This window comes from Lacticaseibacillus suibinensis (assembly GCF_003946175.1).
Taxonomy (GTDB): domain Bacteria; phylum Bacillota; class Bacilli; order Lactobacillales; family Lactobacillaceae; genus Lacticaseibacillus; species Lacticaseibacillus suibinensis.
The window spans coordinates 56,103-75,784 of the sequence record NZ_RHOK01000008.1 but is presented as its reverse complement, the minus strand read 5'-3'; the positions used below and the strand labels follow the sequence as shown (position 1 = coordinate 75,784).

The window sequence follows — 19,682 nt, the reverse complement described above, 5'->3', positions numbered from 1 at the left end:
GGCCTTGCCTTATCTATTCCATATTGGCATAGATACACGCTGGCAATGAATTGTTCGCCTCGCGGCTTGCCTCCATAATGAAGTTATTAACTCACGGAGGGATGCAAAATGGCAGAAAAATATGACTTGCGCAAAGTGTTGGCCGAAATCCAGGCCGTGCCTGGCCAGTACCACGAAACTGATAAGGAAATCGATCCTGATGCTGACTTGGCCGGAGTGTACCGGTACATCGGCGCCGGCGGCACGGTTCAGCGGCCTACGCAAGAAGGCCCAACGATGATGTTTAACAACGTCAAAGGCTTCCCCAATTCGCGGGTTTTAATTGGGCTGCAGGCCTCACGCCAGCGCGTCGGCCTGATTTTGCATCATGATTATCACACTTTGGGGCAGATGCTTAATGATGCGGTTTCCCAGCCAGTAAAGCCGGTCACTGTCACTAAAGCGGAGGCCCCGGCCCAGGAAGTCGTTCATTTGGCCACTGATGCGGACTTTGATATTCGCCAATTACTCGCCGCGCCAACGAATACGCCAGTGGATGCTGGCCCTTATATCACCATGGGGGTCGTTTATGGTCACAGCCCCAATGGTGAGCAAGAGGATGTCACCATTCATCGGATGGTGCTTGAAGACAAAGACACCATCGGTATGTACATCATGCCAGGTGGCCGGCATATTGGCGCCTTTTTGAAAGAATATGAAGCGCAAAACAAACCGATGCCGATCACGATCAATATCGGCCTCGATCCGGCCATCACGATTGGGGCGACCTTCGAGCCACCGACCACGCCACTTGGCTACAATGAACTGCAAGTGGCGGGAGCACTGCGCAATCAACCGGTTGAAGTGGTCCAAGGCGTGGCGGTCGATGCCAAGGCCATCGCCCGGGCCGAATGGGTGATTGAAGCGGAAATTCTCCCTAATACTAAGATGCAAGAAGATATCAACACGAATACGGGCTTTGCGATGCCTGAATTCCCAGGCTACAATGGGACGGCTAATCCGGCGGTTAATGTGGTCAAAATCAAAGCGGTCACGCACCGTCAAGACCGGCCAATTGTCCAAACCACGATTGGCCCGTCTGAAGAACACGTTTCGATGGCCGGCATTCCCACCGAAGCTTCCATTCTCAGCTTGGTTGATCGAGCCATTCCTGGCAAGGTCAAGAATGTTTACAACGCCCCAGCTGGTGGCGGGAAGCTGATGACCATCATGCAGATTCACAAAGAGGATGAAGCGGACGAAGGCATTCAACGGCAAGCCGCCTTGCTGGCCTTTTCCGCCTTCAAGGAACTCAAAACCGTGATTTTGGTCGATGACGATGTGGATATCTTCGATTGGAACGATGTGATGTGGACGATCAACACCAGGTTCCAAGCCGATCGTGACATCATGGTGCTGGAAGGCATGCGCAATCATCCGCTGGATCCTTCCGAACTACCAGAATATGACCCGGCCCGCATTCGCGTCCGAGGCATGTCGTCAAAGCTGGTGCTGGACGGCACCGTACCGTTTACGATGAAGGATAGTTTTAAGCGGGCAAGTTTCAAGGAAATGAAGAACTGGGCTGATTACTTGAAGTAACCCGCCAGCGCGCAAGGAGGCATGCACCATGACCAAAAAGATTGTTGTCGCGATTACTGGCGCTTCTGGGACCATTTATGGGCTGCGCTTGTTAGAAGCGCTGGTGGCTGACCCCACGGTGGAAACCCATTTGGTCATGAGTGCTTGGGCCAAAGAGAATTTGGCCGTTGAAGCCACCGGCTACACGGAACAGGCGGTCCGCGCCTTGGCTGATGTGGTTTACGCTGACCGCGACCTTGGGGCCAGCATTGCCAGCGGCAGTTTTCAACATGATGGCATGGTGATCGTCCCCGCCAGCATGAAAACGGTGGCGGCAATCGCCACTGGCTTGGCTGATAATTTGATTGCCCGGGCCGCGGATGTGACGCTGAAAGAACGGCGGCCCCTGCTGGTCGTACCGCGGGAATCGCCGTTCAATCAAATTCATCTTGAGAATATGCTGAAGCTGGCCCGCATGGGGGTCGAAATTATTCCCCCAATTCCGGCGTTTTACAATCAGCCCAAGACCATTGATGATTTGATCGATCACAACACGATGAAACTGCTGGATCATTTGCACTTAAGCAATGATTATAGTCAGCGCTGGCAAGGCTTAGCCGCCGCCAAACAAGCCGCGCGTCAGGAGGCCCCGCATGCCTGAGCACACCTTTACCGTCACCCGCAGTGGCTATACGATGCAAGCAAAGCTGCGGCGCGAAAATCAAGACGTGTTGATTGAACTCATTGGTGGCGATGTGCCGCATTATGGCGTGGTCACGGCGGTGAGTCCGCACCAGCGGCTGCAAACCATTGCCTTACCGAGTCGACCGGGTCATCACCATCAAGAAGGGGTGTTGACCGAGCGGGTGGCAACGGTGATTGCGCCGGCACTGCAAAGCAACGCCTTTATCGTCGGCGGGCTGCATGTGAACCGCATCAGCAAGCAACAGCTGGCAGTGGCTGGGGCCATGGCGCAAGCGCTGGGTGAGCAAATTCGCGACTATTTGGCCGCGCATCCGCGCCCCAAAATCGAAGAAGAATTTTCCTAAAGCACGTCAAAAAACCGATCGCCAAACCAAACTTGTAGTTTGATTTGGGGATCGGTTTTTGGTTTCATCAAGGCTTTGCGCCGCGGTTAGTTGGCTGCGTAGGCGTCGGCGGCCAGCAGCAGACCGCCCATGACACCAGCTTCGTCATTGAGGCCGATGCGCACGATGTAGTCATCAAGCGGCGGGGTGTCAATGTAGCCTTGGACATAGTCGCGGAACTTTTCGCGAATCATGGGGAGGAGTTGTTCCTGGTGCATAATGCCCCCGCCAAAAATAATGATATCAGGGGACAAAATCATGGCGGCATCTAGGCAAGCTTGCGCCAGATAGCCAGCTTCCAATTCCCAGGCCGGATCATCTGGCTTCAGCTCAGTGCCTTTTTTCCCGGCCCGTTCTTCAACGGCGGGACCAGCGGCTAGGCCTTCCAGGCATTGGTTGCCATGGAACGGGCAGCGGCCTTTGTAGGTATCGCTGGGGTCGCGCTGGAGGAAAATGTGACCCATTTCAGGATTGGAATAGCCTTGTAGCAGCTTGCCCTCGTGAATGTAGCCAGCGCCAATACCGGTGCCAACGGTCCAGTACAGGACATTCTTATGGCCTTTGCCAGCGCCAGCCTTCCACTCGGCATAGCCCGCTTCATTGACATCAGTGGTGAAGGCGTAAGGCACATCAATTGCCGCCTGCATGGTGCCGAGAAAATCGTAATCACGCCAGCCGGGCTTCGGCGTGGAGGTGATGTAGCCATACCGTGACGATTCTGGATCAATGTCGGCCGGGCCAAAAGTGCCAATACCAATGGCCGACACGGGATTAGCCTTAAAAAAGGCAATCACTTGCGGAATCGTTTCTTCCGGGGTCGTGGTCGGAATCCGTGTTTGCGCAATCACCGTACCATCCGCCGTCCCTGTGGCGCAGACAAATTTTGTGCCACCCGCTTCAATTGAACCAAAAATCATTTTTTCACGTCCTTAGTAATCGTTTTCACTATAGAATAGCGCTGTTTTGCCCCCGATGCTAGACCAATTTTGAAAATTGGTCCTATTTAATGTACATATTTACTGGACAGATGTTTTTACATCGTGTACAATCGCTACTATTAACTTAGAAGGAGCGATTGCCATGTTTGCAAAATATCGATCGGTATCATTGATTGTTAGAATTTTAATTGGCCTCGTCATTGGGGCATTGTTAGCGGTGATCGTACCCTCATGGAGCGGGATTGGGCTGTTAGGCGAATTGTTCGTCGGTGCCTTAAAGGGGATTGCCCCAGTGATGGTGTTCTTCCTAATTATGTCGGCGGTGTCTGGCTACAAGTCCGGCGGTGAAAATCATTTTGGCACTGTGATTGTGCTTTACTTGAGTGCAACCTTGCTCTCGGCATTTGCCGCCGTGGGTGCTTCTTATCTGTTCCCCGTGAAGCTGGTCCTGCCAAAAGCGGCAGCCGTGGCCGCGGCGCCGAAGAGTTTAAGTAAAGTGTTGTCGGATTTGTTAACCAATGCGGTGGGCAATCCGCTAAATGCGATTGTGAATGCTAATTACCTGTCCATTTTGTTCTGGGCCTTGATGATTGGTTTTGCCTTGCGGTTGACCTCGAAAGAAACGCGCAAGGTGATCACTGAAATCTCTGGTGCCATCACCCATGTGGCGCAGCTCGTGATTGAGCTGGCGCCATTTGGGATTGCCGGGTTGGTTTACACCACCATCAGCGAAACCGGCTTTGCCGGCATCGCCCAGTATGGGAAGCTGGTGGTGCTGCTCGTGGGCACGATGACTTTTGTCTATTTGGTGGTCTACCCCCTGATGACGTTCGCCTACACGCGGCAAAATCCATTTCCGCTGACCTTCTGGACGCTGAAGCGGTCCGGAATTCCGGCCTTCTTCACGCGCAGTTCTGCCGTTAATATTCCGATTAACTTGCAGGCCTGCGAAGACCTAGGTTTGAATAAGGAATCTTATTCCGTGTCGATTCCGCTGGGCGGTTCGGCCAATAGTGGCGGGGCGGCGATTACGGTGTCTGTCATGACCTTGGCGGCGTGTGCAACGCTGGGCATTCAAGTGTCCTTCCCGCTGGCGTTCATTCTCTGCGTGCTGACGGCCCTCGCCGCCACCGGCGCTTCTGGCATTGCTGGGGGTTCGCTGTTGATTATTCCGATGGCCGCGAGCTTGTTCGGGATTTCTAACGATGTGGCCATGCAGGTCGTCGGCGTCGGTTTCGTGATTGGGGTCATTCAGGATTCTGTCGAAACTGCCGTTAACTCAGCTTCTGATTTGTTGTTCACTGCTACGGCCGAATACGCCGATGCTCGCAAGAAGGGCCATCCAGTCGATATCAGCGCCGCCATCCGTCGCGCAGAAGGCAAGGCGGATCCGGCGGTGGCCGCAAAACGTCCTGCTTGATCTGGTTAAGTCGGTTATCAGGTGGGAACGCATCCTTTGATGTATCCGGCATGTCAGAAAAAACACGAACAAATAAAACGGATGAAAGCAGAAATACTGTGCTTCGTCCGTTTTTTAATCTGATAAAGCAAATAAATCGCCGGCCTCATCCGGTTTTGTGCTAATATGAAACAAATTGAAAAAAGGATAGGTGACACTATGAGTGAAGCAGCAGCCTATATTGCCCAGGTCAAGGCGCAATTGATGAAGCGAGATCCGAACCAGCCGGAGTTTCAAGAAGCCGTGGCGAATTTCTTAAACACCATTACGCCAGTCTTTGCGGCACATCCGGAATATCAACAGGCCGCGATTTTGGAACGGTTGATCGAGCCAGAGCGCGCCCTGCAGTTTCAGGTGGCTTGGCAAGATGATCAGGGCCATATGCAGGTCAATCGCGGGTTCCGGGTGCAGTTCAATTCCGCTATTGGACCGTACAAAGGCGGGCTGCGGTTCCATCCGAGCGTCAACTTGTCCATTGTCAAATTCTTAGGCTTCGAGCAGATTTTCAAAAACTCGCTGACAGGCTTGCCGATTGGCGGCGCCAAGGGGGGATCGGACTTTGACCCGAAAGGCAAATCTGATGCTGAAATCATGCGCTTTTGCCAAAGCTTCATGCTGGAATTGAGTAAGTATATTGGGCCGGATCTGGATGTGCCGGCAGGGGATATCGGCGTTGGGGGCCGTGAAATCGGCTACCTGTATGGTATGTATAAGCGTCTGCGCGGCAGCGAGCGCGGCGTTTTGACCGGCAAAGGCTTGAGCTATGGCGGTTCGTTGGCCCGCACCGAAGCCACTGGGTATGGTTTGATTTATTACCTCGACGAAATGCTGAAGCACAACGACCAAAGCCTCGCCGGGAAAAAGATTTTGGCCTCCGGGGCCGGCAACGTGGCGATTTATGCCATCAAGAAGGCCCAAGAATTGGGCGCCACGGTGATCTCCGCTAGTGATTCCAATGGCTATGTCTTGCAAGCAGATGGCATCGATCTGGCGAAGCTGCAGGAAATCAAAGAGGTGAAACGTGGCCGGATGAGTGACTATGCCGCTGCGGAGGCAGCTGCCGAGTATCACGCAGGCTCGCTGTGGGACGCCGAGGTGGCTTACGACATTGCGCTGCCTTGCGCGACGCAAAACGAAATCGATGGTGTTCAGGCCGAACGTTTGGTCAAGGCTGGCGTCATCGCCGTGGCCGAAGGGGCGAACATGCCAAGCACCCCAGAAGCCATCAAGGCTTACCAGGCAGCGGGCTTGTTGTACGGGCCGGCCAAAGCGGTTAATGCCGGTGGGGTTGCCGTATCGGCACTCGAAATGAGTCAAAACTCGCGGCGCACCAGTGACAGCTTTGCGGAAGTGGATGCTGAATTAAAGCAAATTATGATTCATTTGTTCCAAGCCAGCGTTGACGCCGCCAAGACTTATGGCACACCAGAAGATTATCTGGCGGGGGCTAACATCGCCGGCTTTATCAAAGTGGCTGACGCCATGCTGGCGCAAGGCTGGTAAACGGACTCAAAAAAAGCTGCTCGCGCCGCTGCAATTTTGCAGAGGACGAACAGCTTTTTGCTTGGTCTAATGCTCACCTAAATCGCGCCAGATGCCAGTTTTGCGATCTAGGGTGTTGGCAATTTGGACTAAGGCAGCATGTTCAGCATCGCTGATTAAATTGATGTCGATGGTGTAGTTCGCATCAAATTCCCGACTGATTTGCTTCATTAACGCGTTGCGACGCTGGCGCGGCGGATTTTGCACTTTCAAGATCAGGGTGGAATGAATCACCTCCATGCCGCGGATGTTGGCCCAAGGGAGAAAGTTGCTTTTCAGCGTGAAGACATTGCTGTTGTCGCGAATGCCGTCATGATCAAAGATCAAACTAGGCTGCTTGGCCTTGCGAATGCCTTGGACGACTAAAAACAAGACGGTTAACGCCAGGCCGAAAATTCCTAATGTGATTAATATCGCGCCGAACGTGGCGTTATTGGCCCCCAGTTGTAAGCGGCCTTGCTGTAGAATAATCACGCAGGCCGCCACAGCGAAGGCGCCGCCGAACAGCAACTGGAAGATGAGATGAAACAGGCTAGGGCGGATGGTTAACGGTGAAATGTCTTGCATGGTGATCCTCTTTCTATCTAATAGTAACCTTAAAATACCATAGACGCCGGGGTTCTGCACGGGGGGATGGGGAAATAACGGAGGGTTAGGCCACACCTCCCGCCAAGCGCCCGTCGCTGCCTGGAGTTGCGCTCAGGTCGGCCAACGCCGGAGTGGCTAGCCTAGCTTAAGGCCTCGCCGTCAGCTAGGCTACCCATCCGGCTAGGAGCGACCACCCTTCGCTGCCTGATAAAAAAATAGTTTTTCCCTGCTGGCTGTGGTACACTGAACCTAGTAATTGATGAACTGAAACAATTGTGTTCTTGCATAATGGATTTCCTTTCAGCGATTACCAGTTGTTTTTGTCACTATAGGTTTTTAATGAAGGAGATTCACTCATTATGCAACAAGGTACTGTTAAATGGTTCAACGCTGACAAAGGTTACGGCTTCATCACTGGTGAAGACGGCAAAGACGTTTTCGTTCACTTCTCCGCTATCCAAGGCGACGGCTACAAGACGCTTGACGAAGGCCAAGCTGTTAGCTTCGAAGTAGAACAAAGCGACCGCGGCCCTCAGGCTGCCAACGTTACCAAGCTGTAATATCAGCGTGGGAAGCACCTTCTCGTCATTGCGACGGGAGGGTGTTTTTTTGTTCAGCACACCGAATGCAGCAATCCCCTCAGAAAGTGTGGCGAATAAAATGGAGTATGTTGACAAGGTGCAATTATCTCCTGAAGAAAATCGGCAATTGGCTCATATAAATATTAATCTGTTGGTTCAAACCAACGCTCTTTTTGAAGGCATTGTAGTTTCGTTATCACAAACTCAGGCCATTATGCGGGGGCTTGGTGTCAATGGCGTCTCCCTTGACGACAGCAATACCATTGTTCAGATCAAACGCGGTTGGGACTATATCACGCAAGAGAATGCTGCCATCTCGCTTCAGATTGAGCAGAATATCAATTTAATCGTGGCTAAATACGATGCCTTGATTCCTGGTGAGCTCCGTAGCGGTCAGGGAGCAGTCGACATTGGCGATGAAAACGATTGGGTGCCGCCGATGATTGATGAACAAGCCGAAGAAAAATGGTTGACTGATCTCATGGCGTCAGATAAATCCACCACAGAAAAGGCCATGCGACTCATGTATCACGACATGCGCCAGCAGATTTTCTGGGACGGCAATAAACGGTCGGCCACTCTAGCTGCTAATAAAGTGATGATTGATGGGGGAGCCGGTTTAATAAATGTCCCGCTCACCATCTGGAGTGAGTGGAATGAATTAATTGCCGTTTATGACAAGAATGGTGAAGTGAGGCCTTTGCTTGATTGGACTTACGCCCATGCTGTGCAAGGCGTGAAACTGTAACACGCTTATCCAAACGAACAGCGCCATGAATCCAGCCTCGGATTCATGGCGCTGTTTGTTTAGGCGGTAATTTTTTCAAAAAAGGCGATGTAGCGTTCGACGATCAGACTGAAGAAATCGACGGTGTCAGGCTTGAAGTGCGGCTTGCCGCCATCCTCACTCAGGTGGGCGTTCACGCTGCCGATATAGGCCTCGGGTTGCTGGAGGGTTGGCATGTCCAGGAAAGTCAGCGTCTGGCGAATGCTGTTGTTAGCGGCGTACCCGCCAATTGCCCCAGGCGAAGCTGTGACCACCAGCGCCGGTTTGCCGGCAAAGACATTCTGGCCCCGCGGCCGGGAGCCGACATCGAAGGCGTTTTTCAACACCGCCGGGACACCGCGATTATATTCAGGACTGAAGATCAGAATACCAGCCACGCCTTGGGCCGTTTGCCGAAAATCGGTCCAAGCCACTGGCGGCTGGGTGGTGTCCAAGTCTTCATTGTAAAAGGGTAAATGTGCGATGGCGATTTCCGTCACGTCATACTGGCTGGGGATCAGCGAGCGAAAAGTGTCGGCGACGATGCGGTTATACGAATTTTGTCGCAAGCTACCGACTAGAATACCAAGCGTTTGAGTCATACTGCGCCTCCTTTAAGCGTTCTAATCACGCGCTTATTATACGAGGCACATGGCCCGGGCCGCTAATGATTTGCTTGCTGCATGCCGGCGCTGCGCGTGATGACTTGGGCGATTTGGGCTGGCGTTTGCTGAGCGCCGGTTTGCAGCCAGCGGGTGATCACGCGCACCGCGCCGCTGAGGAAGAATTCGAAATAGTAGGCCAAAACCGCCGGGTCGTGTTCATTAAACCGCGCAGCATAATCTTTCAGCGACGCGGCTTTGATTGGCAGGAGCAGGGCTTGCAGCACCGGGCTTTCGGTGAGTTCACTGATGATAATGGCGGTGGCGGTTTCGTTTTGCTTGAGTAAAGTCAGAATTTGAGTGAGCCAAGCCTCGGGGCGGGCATCTTGCTGGTCGATGAGCGCAGTGACCCTCGCGACGAGGTCGGTTTCGATCACCGCAAATAAATCAGCCGGATCGCGGTAGTGGGTATAGAACGTGCCGCGGTTCACATCGGCCACCTGGCAGATTTCCGTCACGGTGATATGGGCAAGTGGTTTGGTTTGGAGGAGCTGCAGCAACGCGGCTTGCAACTGCTGTTTGGTCGCTTGCGCGCGGCGATTATTTTTAGTGCCAACCATAGTTTTTCCTTCTTTCCAACAGTTAACGAGGAGATGTTGATTTAATGACACATGGGCGGTGATTGGCGGTTGCACCTGCCGCCTGAACCTTGCATAATAATCTTATTATACCAACAGTGTGTTGAAAAGATGGAGGCTGGTCATGGCATATATCGAAGTTCGCAATGAAACCAAGCAGTATCAAATGGGCGAAACCAAAATTCTCGCCAACAATGATGTGTCGTTCAACTGCGAGGAAGGCCAGCTGACGGTGATTCTGGGCCCCAGTGGTGCCGGCAAGTCGACGGTGCTGAACATTTTAGGCGGGATGGACGTTCCCACCAGTGGCCAAGTCGTGGTGGATGGCGTCGATATTGCCCGCTTCAACGATAAGCAACTCACTGCGTACCGGCGTGATAGTGTCGGCTTCGTCTTCCAGTTTTACAACCTGATTCCCAACCTCACCACCAAAGAAAACGTTGAACTGGCGAATTCTATCGTGCCAGATGCCTTGGATGCCGAGGCCACCCTCAAGGCGGTAGGGCTGGGTGATCGCATTGACAATTTTCCGTCGCAGCTCTCCGGCGGTGAGCAGCAACGCGTCGCAATTGCCCGCGCCTTGGCCAAAAATCCGAAGCTTCTGCTGTGCGATGAACCAACCGGCGCTTTGGATTACGAAACCGGTAAGCAGGTCCTCCAGCTGTTGCAAGATGCTTCCCGCCGCGATGGTAAAACCGTGCTGATCATCAGCCACAATGCCGCTTTGGCTAAAATGGCGGATCGGGTGATTCGCATTAATGACGGTAGCGTCCGGTCAGTGGTGGATAATCCGCATCCTACGCCTGTCGCCGAGATTGAATGGTAAGGGGGCGGCGTTCATGACACCCATGCATCGCAATATGTGGCGTGAAATTGGGGCCAATAAAGGCCGCTTTATCGCCATTGTTTTGATTATTTTGCTCGGTACGTTGACTTTCGTTGGCATTCAAGGCGCCGGCCCGGGTCTGACCGATTCGATGGATCAAACGGTGAAAAACGAGCACCTCAGTGATGTGCAGCTGTTTTCGTCGACCGGCTTCACGGCGGCTGATGTTCGTACTGCCGAAAAAGTCAGTGGGGCAAAAGCCGAACTGGCCAAGTTTAAGTATGTTACTGGCGGCAAAGACGACTGGGCGATTGCGCTTTACGGCTACCAAAAAACCGCCAAGCAAAACCACCTGGTGCTGCGCAGTGGCCACTTGCCCAGGCAAGCCAACCAAATCGTGTTGGATCAGCGCGCCAAGGCCGATTACGGGTACAAACTAGGCCAAACCTTGACCTTTAGCAACGATGCCAAGCTCAAACGGCGCACCTACAAGATTGTTGGCTTTGCCGATTCGCCGCAGTATGTCGACAACAACGAGCGCGGCGCCGCCAATGTCGGGGATGGCAAAGTCCGCTTTTTTGCCTACATTCCTGTCCAGCAAATGAATTTGACCGTGGCTACGCAGCTTAATGTTCGTTTTGCTAGTTTGCAAAACAAGAACAGCTACGCGGCAAGCTACCAAAGCGCAGTGGCGAAGAAAAAGGCGGCGTTGAAACGGGTGTTCAAAACGCGGGCCAAAACCCGCAGTGCCGCCTTGTATGCGCAAGCCCTCGCGCCCATCACAGCGCAGGAAGCCAAGCTCCAAGCGGCGCAAAGTCAGCTGGACGCCGGGTTGGCGCAAGTTAAAGCCGCGTCCGGCGGCCAGGTGACCACCACGCCTGAGCTCACGGCGCAGCAGGCCCAGCTCACTGCGGCCACTAAGAAGCTGGCCGCTGCGAAGCGCGAGGCCAAAACGGCGACCCAAACGACATACACCTGGCAAACCCGCGAAGATCTCCCTGGCTTTTCCGCGTTTGGGGACAGTGCGGACCGAATTGCCGCAATTGCCAATGTCTTTCCAGTGTTCTTCTTCCTGATTGCGGCTTTGATTACTTTCACCACCATCACCCGGATGGTGGAAGAAGCGCGCGGACAAATTGGCACCTTTAAGGCATTGGGCTTTGGCCGCTTGGCGATTGCTCGCAACTACCTCGTTTATGCCCTGATGGCAGGCCTCCTCGGCGGCGTCATTGGCGGCGTGGCCGGCAACCTCACTTTGCCCCGGTTCATTGTGTCGCTTTATGATGCAGTCATTCCCATGACCGCCACCATTCCGGTGATGACCGGCAGTCTTGTGATTGCGGTGGTCTTTTCGCTGGTAGCGACGGTCGGCGCGGCGGCACTGGTCACGCACCGTGAACTGGCAGAACGGCCGGCCGAGTTGATGCGGCCGCGGGCCCCGAAGTCGGCGAAACGGATTTTGCTTGAGCGCATTCGCCCGTTGTGGCGGCACTTGAGCTTTAACGAAAAAGTCTCTTATCGCAACTTGTTCCGCTACAAGAGTCGGATGATCATGACGATTGTCGGCATCGCTGGCGGCACTGGTTTGATTTTGACCGGCTTTGGCCTGCGTGATTCGATTAGCGCCACCGGTAGTCAGCAATACGGCCAAGTGTTCCACTACGATGCCACGGTGGCGCTGGCGGCGGCGAATAAACAAGCCACCGCGATTGACCTGATTAAAGCCAGCGGCAAGTATCAAAGTAGTTTGCCAATTAACCAAACCAGCGGCAAGGCGCAGGCTAACGGTGAACAGATCAACGATATCAACTTGTTTACGCCGCGCGCCGCACACTTTAGCCGCTACGTGACCTTGGCCAATCAAGGCAAAACATATGCTCTGCCCGCCAAAGGCCTAGTCATCAGCCAAAAAATCGCCAACAAGTTGCAGGTGACAACTGGCGACACCCTGACCTTTACCCGGGCGGGCAAAAAAGCGGTCAAGGTCAAGGTAAGCGGCGTCACCACGAACTACATCGGGGTGTTTGCCTACATGAGTCCCGCGGCGTATGCCAAAGCCTTTGGCCAGACGCCAACCACCAATGCGTTGCTGGTCAAGCTGGCCAAAATGTCCGATCAACAGCGCCAACAGCTCGCGCACCGTTTGCTCAAGGATGAGGCGGCGCTGGGGACTAGCTTTAAGGCTGATGCCACCCAAAGCATCAGCAACATGGGGACTTCACTTAATCCCATTGTCTTCATTTTCATCTTGCTGTCTGGGATATTGTCCTTCGTCGTGTTGTACAACCTGACCAACATCAACGTGTCCGAGCGCATTCGCGAACTGTCCACCATCAAGGTCCTAGGGTTCTACGACCGCGAAGTGACCATGTATATTGTGCGGGAAAACATCGTGATGACGCTGGTTGGGATTGGCTTTGGTTATGGGGTCGGGTATGCCTTGCTGCGGTACATTTTGCATCAGGCGGAAACCACCCAGGTCATTTTCCCAGTGTTGCTGCACGCGATGAGTTATGTCTGGGCCACGCTACTGATGCTTGCGTTCACCGGCATTGTGATGCTGGTGACACATAAACGGCTCCAGCGGATCGACATGGTCGGCGCGTTGAAATCTAACGAATAAGGGTAAACCAAAGGCCACCGGCGACAGTCGGTGGCCTTTTGCGCAGGCAAGTGCTTATTCACCTAGGTTGGCATCGTCAGTGAACTGATCCACCAGCTGGAAGGAGACATTTTCGTTGTCCTTCAGCAGCTTGGCTACCGGACATTCATCCAGCGCCGTGGCAATCAGGCGTTGGGCGGCAGCTTCATCATGCTGCGGCATTTGAATCTGGGCCGCCACCAAAAACTGATACCCAGGTTGGTCGCGCGTGATGTCGATGCGCACCCGGACCTTGGAGTCTTCAGGTGTATGTTCGCGCGCCTCAATTAAGCGAATGGTAGCGTTGAAACAGGTGGCCAAGGCAAACCCGATGAACTGCTCGGGATTGGTGCCCGGCGCGGCAATCAGCGAGCTGGACACGCCGAGCGCTAGGCCTTCATCGCCTTCAACGAAGCTGGTACCGGTTAGGCCATTGTGATTTTGAACGAAGGTATGATACAGCGACACATTACTCATGCTAATTCCCTCCTTATGTTGTTGCCTTGAGGGTAGCACAATGCCAGCCGTTCGTCTGGTTTGAACCCTTATGCTTGCGCGGGTTCGAGGGTCACAATTTTAGTGGCGACGTGGTCAATGAAGGCCTGGTCATGCTCGATAAAAAGGAGGGTCGGTTGGTTGGCCTGCAGGCTTTGGGCCAGCTGATCTTGATTGTACAGGTCGAGGTAGTTCAAGGGCTCATCCCACACCAGCAAATTGGCTGGCGTGACCAATGAGCGCGCCAGCTCGACTTTTTTCTGCTGGCCCATGCTGAGTTGCTCAATGGGGGTGGTGAAGGCGCTGCGCTCCAGCCCCAGTTTCTTGAGGTTATTGAGCAGGCTTTCGTAGTCCAAATGATGCGTGGCGGCGAAATCCTTCAGCAAGCCGCGGTTGTCGGGGACCTGACGCATCAAGCTCAACTTCAGCTGCGGCTGGGTGATGGTGCCGGTAACGGTGCCCGTGAACTGACCGAGCACGGCGCGCAGCAGTGAGGACTTGCCAATGCCATTGGGGCCGACCAGGGCCACGCGTTCGCCAGGGCGGACATCGAAAGACACGGGTTTGAATAGCGGCTGCTCGTAGCCGACAGTTAAATCAACGACATGCAGGTACGGGTCATGGTGGTCGGGGAGGGTGTTGATGGTGAGGGCAGGGACGTCCTCGATATTTTTGAGGAGCTTCGACTTAGCATCGATTTCTTTGTCCATTCGGTGCTCGAGGTTGAGGCGCTTTTTCATTTCCCGCGCGGCCATGTGGCTGATCCGACCGCGGTCTTTGTGCGCACTGTTGAATTCATGGCGGCTGCCGTTGATGTCCTTTTCGCGGCTGTCGGCCCATTGCCCTTTGGCCCGCGCGCTTTGCTGCAGGCGGCCAATTTCGTGCTTGAGTTTGCTGTTTTCGGCTTGTTCGAAAGCGTTTTGGCGGTCGCGCGCTTCGGCGTAGACGTCATAGTTGCCTTGGTACAACGTGATATCGGCTTTATCGATGGCCAAGGTGTGATCAGTGGTCGCATTCAAAAAGGCGCGGTCATGGCTAATCAAAATGAAGCCCGATTTTTGCTGGAGATATTGCGCCACCAACGCGCGGCTGGCTTGGTCGAGATGGTTGGTGGGCTCGTCAATCAGCGCAAAGCCGCTCGCTTGGGTGAACAGCAAAGCGAGCCGGACTTTGGTTTGCTCACCGCCTGATAGCGCCTGGTAGGGCCGCCACAGAATGTCGGGATCCACGTGCATCAGATTGAGTTCGCGTTCCAGCTGCCACTTCTCGGCGTCGCTGACGGCCTGCATGGCGTACAGCGTGAGCTGGCTTTCATCCGCAATCGGTTGAGGGAAGTAGTTGAACGTGAGCGGCGTGGTGATTTGGCCGCGATACTCATGCTGATGCTGCAACAATTCCAACAGAGTCGTTTTGCCCCGGCCGTTGCGCCCGACCAAACCAAGGTGCCAGCGAGTATCAAAGTTGAACGAGACATGGGAGAACAATTCCGGTTGGCCCGGATAGCCAAAAGATAAATCAGTTAATTCAATGGTCGCCATGAGGCAGCACATCCTTTCTAAAGGACGCGCCTGAAACGGGGGACACCAGCTTGGCAGCACACAAAAAGGACCACGCCGAAACGTCGCCCTCTGAAAATTCAGTGAGCCGTTTCGGTAAGCCAAGCCAAAAGTGCCGAGATTCCTCCCCAGATTTCAGGGCTTCGACAAATTCGGTATTGGCTTACTTCAACGGCTTCACTTCCGATCGATTTAATAATGAGATTATGCACGCTTGCTAAGAAAAAAGCAACTGCGCGCCTAAAATAACGGGTTACCCGGTGCTTCGCGGTTAGAACGCCTGCGCAATCGGCACGGTGCCGCTCGCAATTTTAATCGTCTCGCGATGCAGTTCCGAGGTAACGGCTTCCACCAACACAGTCGCGACATCTTGGCGGCTGATGGTGCCATTGGCTGCCGGTTGTAGCGTAATTTTGCCGGTGCCAGCTTCGTTGGTCAGTGCCACCGGCTGGACAATCACCCAATCGAGCATGGTGCGGGTCCGCAACCATTCATCGGCATAGAACTTGGCGATGTAGTAGTCATGCAGCACATCCGGCCACTTGTCCCGCAGCTCAGCGTTAATCGTGCTGAGCTGGATAAAGCGCGTCACACCGGCTTGTTGCGCTGCCGCCATGGTTTTGACCGCCCCGTCCAAATCGATGGCCAGCAAGGATTTGCCAGCGGAACCGGCAGCAAAAATCACGGCATCGGCGCCGGTCATTGCGGCCGCTAATTCATCAATCGGTTGGTTGAGATCAAATGCCACCGGCGTGAAGGCACTGGAGGCCGCCGGCGCTTGACTAGCGGGATCACGGTAGCCGCCCATGACTTCGCAGTCATTGGTGAGCAGCGTTTCGACAATTAATTGGCCCACTTGACCATGGGCGCCAACAACAAAGACTTTCATCTGGATAACCTCCTTGGGTTAGAGCGATTGCAAAGCAACTTTAGCCGTCGGTGCCGGGAAGGCGGCATCGATGATCGCTTCATCAGCGGGCGTTAAGGTTGCGGCCAGCGCCTCAAGATTAGCGGCCATGTGAGCGGGGTTACTGGTTTTGACCAGCGGCAAAACATCGGCGCGGCCGGCCCAGGCCAGCAGTAGTTGATGCGCACTCAGATGTTTGGCTTCAGCTAGGGCCTGGATGCTGGCCGGTAGCTGGATCTGGTGCCCGTCACCCGAGCCAAATGGTGAGTAGCCGAGCATCGGTAGCTGATGGCGCCGTTGGTACGGCAGCAAATCATATTCAATGCCGCGGGCGGTCGGGTTGTAAAGCACCTCATTGGCAGCGAGGTTCGCACCCTTGGCAAATGCGCGGACCGCTTCCAAATCGGCAACATCAAAATTGGAAACCCCGTAAGCGCGAATCAAGCCTTCTTTTTGCAGCGCCGCCAGGCCGGCCATGGTCTCGGCGATGGGCGTGGTGCCAGGCCAGTGCAGCAGGTACAAGTCGAGGTAGTCGGTGTGGAGCCGGTGCAAACTGGCCAGTAGCGACTGGCGCATCAGCTTGGCCGTGGCATGCCATGGATAAAACTTGGACACCAGGAACAACTGCTCACGTGCGTAATCGGGCAGCACCTGCCCAATCAGCGTTTCCGCTCGGCCTTCGCCGTACATTTCGGCGGTATCAATCAAGGTCAGACCGGCATCCAGGCCAGCGCGCAAGGCCGCTTGCTCCTGCTGGGATTGGGCGGCATTGCCTTCACCGACATGCCAGGTGCCGATGCCTAAAGCCGGCACGGTTTGCCCGGCGATGGTCATTGTTTTCATCACTTGCACCTCCTGACTCGATGATAGCACGCGCCTAGCGTGATGTAACGAAATTCTTATCAATAGTAAGTGAAAACGTGGTCGCGCCGCCACCGGCTTTGCGCTACACTGCAAGTACCATCAAGATTGGAGGAGAGAAGATATGGAGTATGAACTGAAAGGTGAAAGCCCGTTTCCGCTGGCGTTAATTCACTTGGACCGCGGCGATAGCGTGCAAATTGAAGCCGGGGCGATGCTGTATCACAATGGCAAAATCACCTTAGAAGGCCACATGAACAGTAATGGCAAATCTGGCTTGGGCGGCTTGATGAGTGCGATTGGCCGGAAGATGACCTCAGGCGAGTCCTTTTTCATCACAACCGCCACCGGCAATGAGGCAGGCGGCATGCTGGCCATTGCGCCTGGCAACCCGGGGCCAATTACCGAGCTGGCAGTAGATGACAGTCATCAATGGCGGCTGAACACCGGCGCTTTTTTGGCCACCGACACCTCAGCGGGCTACGCGATGGTACGGCAAAAAGTGGACGCGGCCGTGTTCGGGGGCACTGGTGGGTTGTATGTCATGGAAACCCACGGCACTGGTAAAATGCTGATTTCCGCTTATGGCGATCTGCTGCCAATCGACCTTGACGGCGAGGATTACGTCATCGACAACAACCATGTCGTGGCTTGGGACCGCAATTTGGAGTATCACATCGAAGCCGCCAGCGGCAGCTTTGGTTATACCACCGGCGAAGGCCTGGTGAATCGCTTTTCTGGTCGTGGTCGGGTTTACATCCAAACGCGCAATGTTGAAGCCTTGGCTAACCTGGTCAAGCCGTTCATTCCCACCAGTTCGGATTAACCTGGTATAAATTTGTGGTGGCGTTTACACGTCATCGCGAGTACGCTGGAGGTAACAGTTGCTTATTCAAGCAACCAGCGAAGGGGGACTGGACATGACAACCACTTTAGGCACCAGATTGCCACTCATCCAAGGCGCACTGGCCGGCATTTCAAAGGCATCGCTAGTCAGCGCGGTTAGCCGCGCCGGGGGGTTAGGGGTATTGACCACCGCCAATCGGAGCGTGGAGCGGCTCAGTGAAAGTATCGCCGCGGTGCGCGCTGCCACCGATCAGCCGTTTGCAGTCAACTTGATGCTCCAACAACCGAACATGGCTGAGGTGGTGCCTTACCTGATTGCCCATCCAGTGCCGGTAGTCACCACCAGTGCTGGCACGCCGAAACGTTTCATCGCGGCGCTCCAAGCGGCTGGCACCAAAGTCGTCGCGGTGATTCCGTCAGTCAAAGTCGCCGAGAAAATGGCCGCGTTAGGCGCTGATGCCATTGTGGCAGAAGGTATGGAATCTGGCGGCCATATCGGCACGGAAACGACTTTTAGTCTGGTACGGCAAGTGACCGCCGCCGTGGATCTGCCGGTTTATGCCGCTGGGGGCATTGCCGATGCCGCTGGCGTTAAGGCAGCTGAAGCCTTAGGTGCAGTGGGCGTCCAAGTGGGCACCGCCTTTATGGTCGCCCATGAAACCTCCATCAGTGCGGCCTACAAAGCCGCGATTGTGGCCGCCAATGATACCGCTACCGTGGTCACCGGCCACGCCTTGGGGGATGCAGTGCGTTGCTTGAAGAATCCATTGACCGACGCCTACTTCAAAGCGGAAGCCGCTGGCGCTAGTGCCGACGAGCTGCACGCGCTGCTGGACGGCAGTTTGGAGCGGGCTATTGCCGGGGATTTGGAACATGGCACCTTAATGGCGGGGCAAATTGCTGGGATGATCCAAGGGACGGCTCCAGCGGCGACGATTGTGCATCGGTTGTATCCAGAGTAAAGCGCTCGCTGCTGTGGTTTGATATTACGAATTAGGAATTCAAAAGGCGCTGCCTCCCTCGTCCGGGAAGCAGCGCCTTTGCTTTAGTGAAACAATTGCCCTGGCCGCGCCTCGGCCAGTCGTTTATACCCGTTGTTGATGGCTTGCACATAGATCATGTAGAACACCCCAATGGCCACCATGAAAAGCAGCAAGACGGCGCCGAGATTATCGGCAATGATGATGGCGGGAATAATCGAGCAAATGCAGCAGGTGATGCCAGCCACTAGGCCAATCATGCGTGGCCGCTGGTAAGCTTCGAGCCGGCGGGCAGCGAAGCGGTTGATGCTGCTGGTTACGGCATATTGCCGCAAGCCGCGAGCGATGCGGCGGCGATGCGTCGTGGCAAAGATAATCGAGGCCACGCCTCCGGCCACTGCGAGTAAAAAGCTGATGGCACTAAGAGCGTCCGAGTCTGGATTGCCATCGAACAACACCGCTAAGGCGACACTGGCGATGCAAAGCGCCACGCCTAGGCCTAGACCAGCGGCGTAGTGGAGTGTGGCTTGCCAGTAAGTTTGCACATCTTCAGTTGTTAGGGCTTCCGGCGCTTGGGTGGCCTCGCTGGTCTTTGGATGAACATCCAGCGCTGCAAGCACCTCATCAATCGACCCTACCGAGCCGATGACTTCGCCTAACGCTTCACTGGCGCTGAGGCCCCGCGCTAAGGCGTCATGGTAATGATCCTCCATCGCCGCCAGCAGATCAGCTTTGGCTTGCCGCACCGCTGAGGAAGGTGGGACATCTTTGAATAACCCGTCGAGATACACTTGTAAACTTTCCATTG

General features: G+C 54.6%; 20 protein-coding genes. 11 read left to right on the top strand and 9 right to left on the bottom strand.

The features are described from left to right. The first annotated feature begins 108 nt into the window (after window positions 1-108). The 3 genes from EKM90_RS05600 to lpdD are packed head-to-tail and all read left to right on the top strand — an operon-like array spanning window position 109 to window position 2,609. Complete coding sequence (locus tag EKM90_RS05600) at window positions 109-1,581, top strand: UbiD family decarboxylase (protein ID WP_125580538.1); 1,473 nt, start codon at window positions 109-111, stop codon at window positions 1,579-1,581. 28 nt (window positions 1,582-1,609) lie between these two features. Continuing rightward, complete coding sequence (locus EKM90_RS05595) at window positions 1,610-2,221, top strand: UbiX family flavin prenyltransferase (RefSeq protein WP_125580536.1); 612 nt, start codon at window positions 1,610-1,612, stop codon at window positions 2,219-2,221. After that, window positions 2,214-2,609: a prenylated flavin chaperone LpdD gene (lpdD, locus tag EKM90_RS05590; protein WP_125580534.1), complete on the top strand. Its 396-nt coding sequence runs from the start codon at window positions 2,214-2,216 to the stop codon at window positions 2,607-2,609. The genes EKM90_RS05595 and lpdD overlap by 8 nt, the downstream gene beginning before the upstream one ends. 86 nt (window positions 2,610-2,695) lie before the next feature. Here the strand turns inward: lpdD and EKM90_RS05585 are convergent, their stop codons facing one another. Beyond that, on the bottom strand, window positions 2,696-3,565 hold the full coding sequence (locus tag EKM90_RS05585) for an ROK family protein (RefSeq protein WP_125580531.1): 870 nt from the start codon (window positions 3,563-3,565) through the stop codon (window positions 2,696-2,698). Window positions 3,566-3,728: 163 nt separating this feature from the next. Between EKM90_RS05585 and sstT the strand changes: the two genes are divergently transcribed. Together sstT and gdhA are read left to right on the top strand one after the other, a co-directional pair. Then, a complete protein-coding gene (gene sstT / locus EKM90_RS05580) occupies window positions 3,729-5,006 on the top strand; it encodes a serine/threonine transporter SstT (protein ID WP_125580530.1) in 1,278 nt (425 codons plus the stop codon). Window positions 5,007-5,204: 198 nt separating this feature from the next. After that, the gene (gene gdhA, locus EKM90_RS05575; RefSeq protein WP_125580524.1) at window positions 5,205-6,548 is read left to right on the top strand and encodes an NADP-specific glutamate dehydrogenase; all 1,344 of its coding nucleotides are present in this window, start codon (window positions 5,205-5,207) and stop codon (window positions 6,546-6,548) included. 66 nt (window positions 6,549-6,614) lie between these two features. Here gdhA and EKM90_RS05570 read toward each other — a convergent pair whose 3' ends face one another. After that, on the bottom strand, window positions 6,615-7,154 hold the full coding sequence (locus tag EKM90_RS05570) for a hypothetical protein (protein ID WP_125580522.1): 540 nt from the start codon (window positions 7,152-7,154) through the stop codon (window positions 6,615-6,617). 380 nt (window positions 7,155-7,534) lie between these two features. On the opposite strand from EKM90_RS05570, the gene EKM90_RS05565 reads away from it, so the two are divergent. After that, entirely contained in the window at window positions 7,535-7,735 is a 201-nt protein-coding gene (locus tag EKM90_RS05565; protein ID WP_054662248.1) for a cold-shock protein, read from the top strand. A 49-nt stretch (window positions 7,736-7,784) separates the two neighbouring features. Next, window positions 7,785-8,504 (top strand): Fic family protein, encoded by a 720-nt coding sequence (locus EKM90_RS05560; RefSeq protein WP_225422732.1) that lies wholly within the window; start codon window positions 7,785-7,787, stop codon window positions 8,502-8,504. 59 nt (window positions 8,505-8,563) lie between these two features. Here the strand turns inward: EKM90_RS05560 and EKM90_RS05555 are convergent, their stop codons facing one another. Both EKM90_RS05555 and EKM90_RS05550 read right to left on the bottom strand, forming a co-directional pair. Next, a complete protein-coding gene (locus tag EKM90_RS05555) occupies window positions 8,564-9,124 on the bottom strand; it encodes an NADPH-dependent FMN reductase (protein WP_125580520.1) in 561 nt (186 codons plus the stop codon). Between the two features lie 62 nt (window positions 9,125-9,186). Then, window positions 9,187-9,744, bottom strand: coding sequence for a TetR/AcrR family transcriptional regulator (locus EKM90_RS05550; RefSeq protein WP_125580518.1), 558 nt, complete (start codon window positions 9,742-9,744; stop codon window positions 9,187-9,189). A 142-nt stretch (window positions 9,745-9,886) separates the two neighbouring features. Here EKM90_RS05550 and EKM90_RS05545 point away from each other — a divergent pair, with 142 nt between their 5' ends. Both EKM90_RS05545 and EKM90_RS05540 read left to right on the top strand, forming a co-directional pair. Then, complete coding sequence (locus EKM90_RS05545; protein ID WP_125580516.1) at window positions 9,887-10,588, top strand: ABC transporter ATP-binding protein; 702 nt, start codon at window positions 9,887-9,889, stop codon at window positions 10,586-10,588. A 13-nt stretch (window positions 10,589-10,601) separates the two neighbouring features. After that, window positions 10,602-13,211, top strand: a complete 2,610-nt coding sequence (locus tag EKM90_RS05540) for an ABC transporter permease (RefSeq protein WP_125580515.1) — start codon at window positions 10,602-10,604, stop codon at window positions 13,209-13,211. 54 nt (window positions 13,212-13,265) lie between these two features. Here the strand turns inward: EKM90_RS05540 and EKM90_RS05535 are convergent, their stop codons facing one another. From EKM90_RS05535 to EKM90_RS05520, 4 genes are all read right to left on the bottom strand, one after another. After that, entirely contained in the window at window positions 13,266-13,706 is a 441-nt protein-coding gene (locus tag EKM90_RS05535) for an OsmC family protein (protein WP_125580513.1), read from the bottom strand. 68 nt (window positions 13,707-13,774) lie between these two features. Further along, entirely contained in the window at window positions 13,775-15,262 is a 1,488-nt protein-coding gene (gene abc-f / locus EKM90_RS05530) for a ribosomal protection-like ABC-F family protein (protein ID WP_125580511.1), read from the bottom strand. A gap of 289 nt (window positions 15,263-15,551) precedes the next feature. After that, the gene (locus tag EKM90_RS05525; RefSeq protein ID WP_125580509.1) at window positions 15,552-16,169 is read right to left on the bottom strand and encodes an SDR family oxidoreductase; all 618 of its coding nucleotides are present in this window, start codon (window positions 16,167-16,169) and stop codon (window positions 15,552-15,554) included. 18 nt (window positions 16,170-16,187) lie between these two features. Next, on the bottom strand, window positions 16,188-17,030 hold the full coding sequence (locus tag EKM90_RS05520; protein WP_125580507.1) for an aldo/keto reductase: 843 nt from the start codon (window positions 17,028-17,030) through the stop codon (window positions 16,188-16,190). A 142-nt stretch (window positions 17,031-17,172) separates the two neighbouring features. Between EKM90_RS05520 and EKM90_RS05515 the strand changes: the two genes are divergently transcribed. Then, window positions 17,173-17,874, top strand: coding sequence for a TIGR00266 family protein (locus EKM90_RS05515; RefSeq protein ID WP_125580505.1), 702 nt, complete (start codon window positions 17,173-17,175; stop codon window positions 17,872-17,874). A gap of 94 nt (window positions 17,875-17,968) precedes the next feature. Then, window positions 17,969-18,856, top strand: a complete 888-nt coding sequence (locus EKM90_RS05510) for an NAD(P)H-dependent flavin oxidoreductase (protein ID WP_125580503.1) — start codon at window positions 17,969-17,971, stop codon at window positions 18,854-18,856. Window positions 18,857-18,939: 83 nt separating this feature from the next. Here the strand turns inward: EKM90_RS05510 and EKM90_RS05505 are convergent, their stop codons facing one another. Continuing rightward, window positions 18,940-19,680: a permease prefix domain 1-containing protein gene (locus EKM90_RS05505; protein WP_125580501.1), complete on the bottom strand. Its 741-nt coding sequence runs from the start codon at window positions 19,678-19,680 to the stop codon at window positions 18,940-18,942. Between the last annotated feature and the right edge of the window lie 2 nt (window positions 19,681-19,682).

Bases quoted from the DNA above. Each gene is read 5' to 3' on its own strand.
- EKM90_RS05600 (WP_125580538.1), top strand. From the start codon at position 109: ATGGCAGAAAAATATGACTTGCGCAAAGTGTTGGCCGAAATCCAGGCC.
- EKM90_RS05595 (WP_125580536.1), top strand. From the start codon at position 1,610: ATGACCAAAAAGATTGTTGTCGCGATTACTGGCGCTTCTGGGACCATT.
- lpdD (WP_125580534.1), top strand. From the start codon at position 2,214: ATGCCTGAGCACACCTTTACCGTCACCCGCAGTGGCTATACGATGCAA.
- EKM90_RS05585 (WP_125580531.1), bottom strand. From the start codon at position 3,565: ATGATTTTTGGTTCAATTGAAGCGGGTGGCACAAAATTTGTCTGCGCC.
- sstT (WP_125580530.1), top strand. From the start codon at position 3,729: ATGTTTGCAAAATATCGATCGGTATCATTGATTGTTAGAATTTTAATT.
- gdhA (WP_125580524.1), top strand. From the start codon at position 5,205: ATGAGTGAAGCAGCAGCCTATATTGCCCAGGTCAAGGCGCAATTGATG.
- EKM90_RS05570 (WP_125580522.1), bottom strand. From the start codon at position 7,154: ATGCAAGACATTTCACCGTTAACCATCCGCCCTAGCCTGTTTCATCTC.
- EKM90_RS05565 (WP_054662248.1), top strand. From the start codon at position 7,535: ATGCAACAAGGTACTGTTAAATGGTTCAACGCTGACAAAGGTTACGGC.
- EKM90_RS05555 (WP_125580520.1), bottom strand. From the start codon at position 9,124: ATGACTCAAACGCTTGGTATTCTAGTCGGTAGCTTGCGACAAAATTCG.
- EKM90_RS05550 (WP_125580518.1), bottom strand. From the start codon at position 9,744: ATGGTTGGCACTAAAAATAATCGCCGCGCGCAAGCGACCAAACAGCAG.
- EKM90_RS05545 (WP_125580516.1), top strand. From the start codon at position 9,887: ATGGCATATATCGAAGTTCGCAATGAAACCAAGCAGTATCAAATGGGC.
- EKM90_RS05540 (WP_125580515.1), top strand. From the start codon at position 10,602: ATGACACCCATGCATCGCAATATGTGGCGTGAAATTGGGGCCAATAAA.
- EKM90_RS05535 (WP_125580513.1), bottom strand. From the start codon at position 13,706: ATGAGTAATGTGTCGCTGTATCATACCTTCGTTCAAAATCACAATGGC.
- abc-f (WP_125580511.1), bottom strand. From the start codon at position 15,262: ATGGCGACCATTGAATTAACTGATTTATCTTTTGGCTATCCGGGCCAA.
- EKM90_RS05525 (WP_125580509.1), bottom strand. From the start codon at position 16,169: ATGAAAGTCTTTGTTGTTGGCGCCCATGGTCAAGTGGGCCAATTAATT.
- EKM90_RS05520 (WP_125580507.1), bottom strand. From the start codon at position 17,030: ATGAAAACAATGACCATCGCCGGGCAAACCGTGCCGGCTTTAGGCATC.
- EKM90_RS05515 (WP_125580505.1), top strand. From the start codon at position 17,173: ATGGAGTATGAACTGAAAGGTGAAAGCCCGTTTCCGCTGGCGTTAATT.
- EKM90_RS05510 (WP_125580503.1), top strand. From the start codon at position 17,969: ATGACAACCACTTTAGGCACCAGATTGCCACTCATCCAAGGCGCACTG.
- EKM90_RS05505 (WP_125580501.1), bottom strand. From the start codon at position 19,680: ATGGAAAGTTTACAAGTGTATCTCGACGGGTTATTCAAAGATGTCCCA.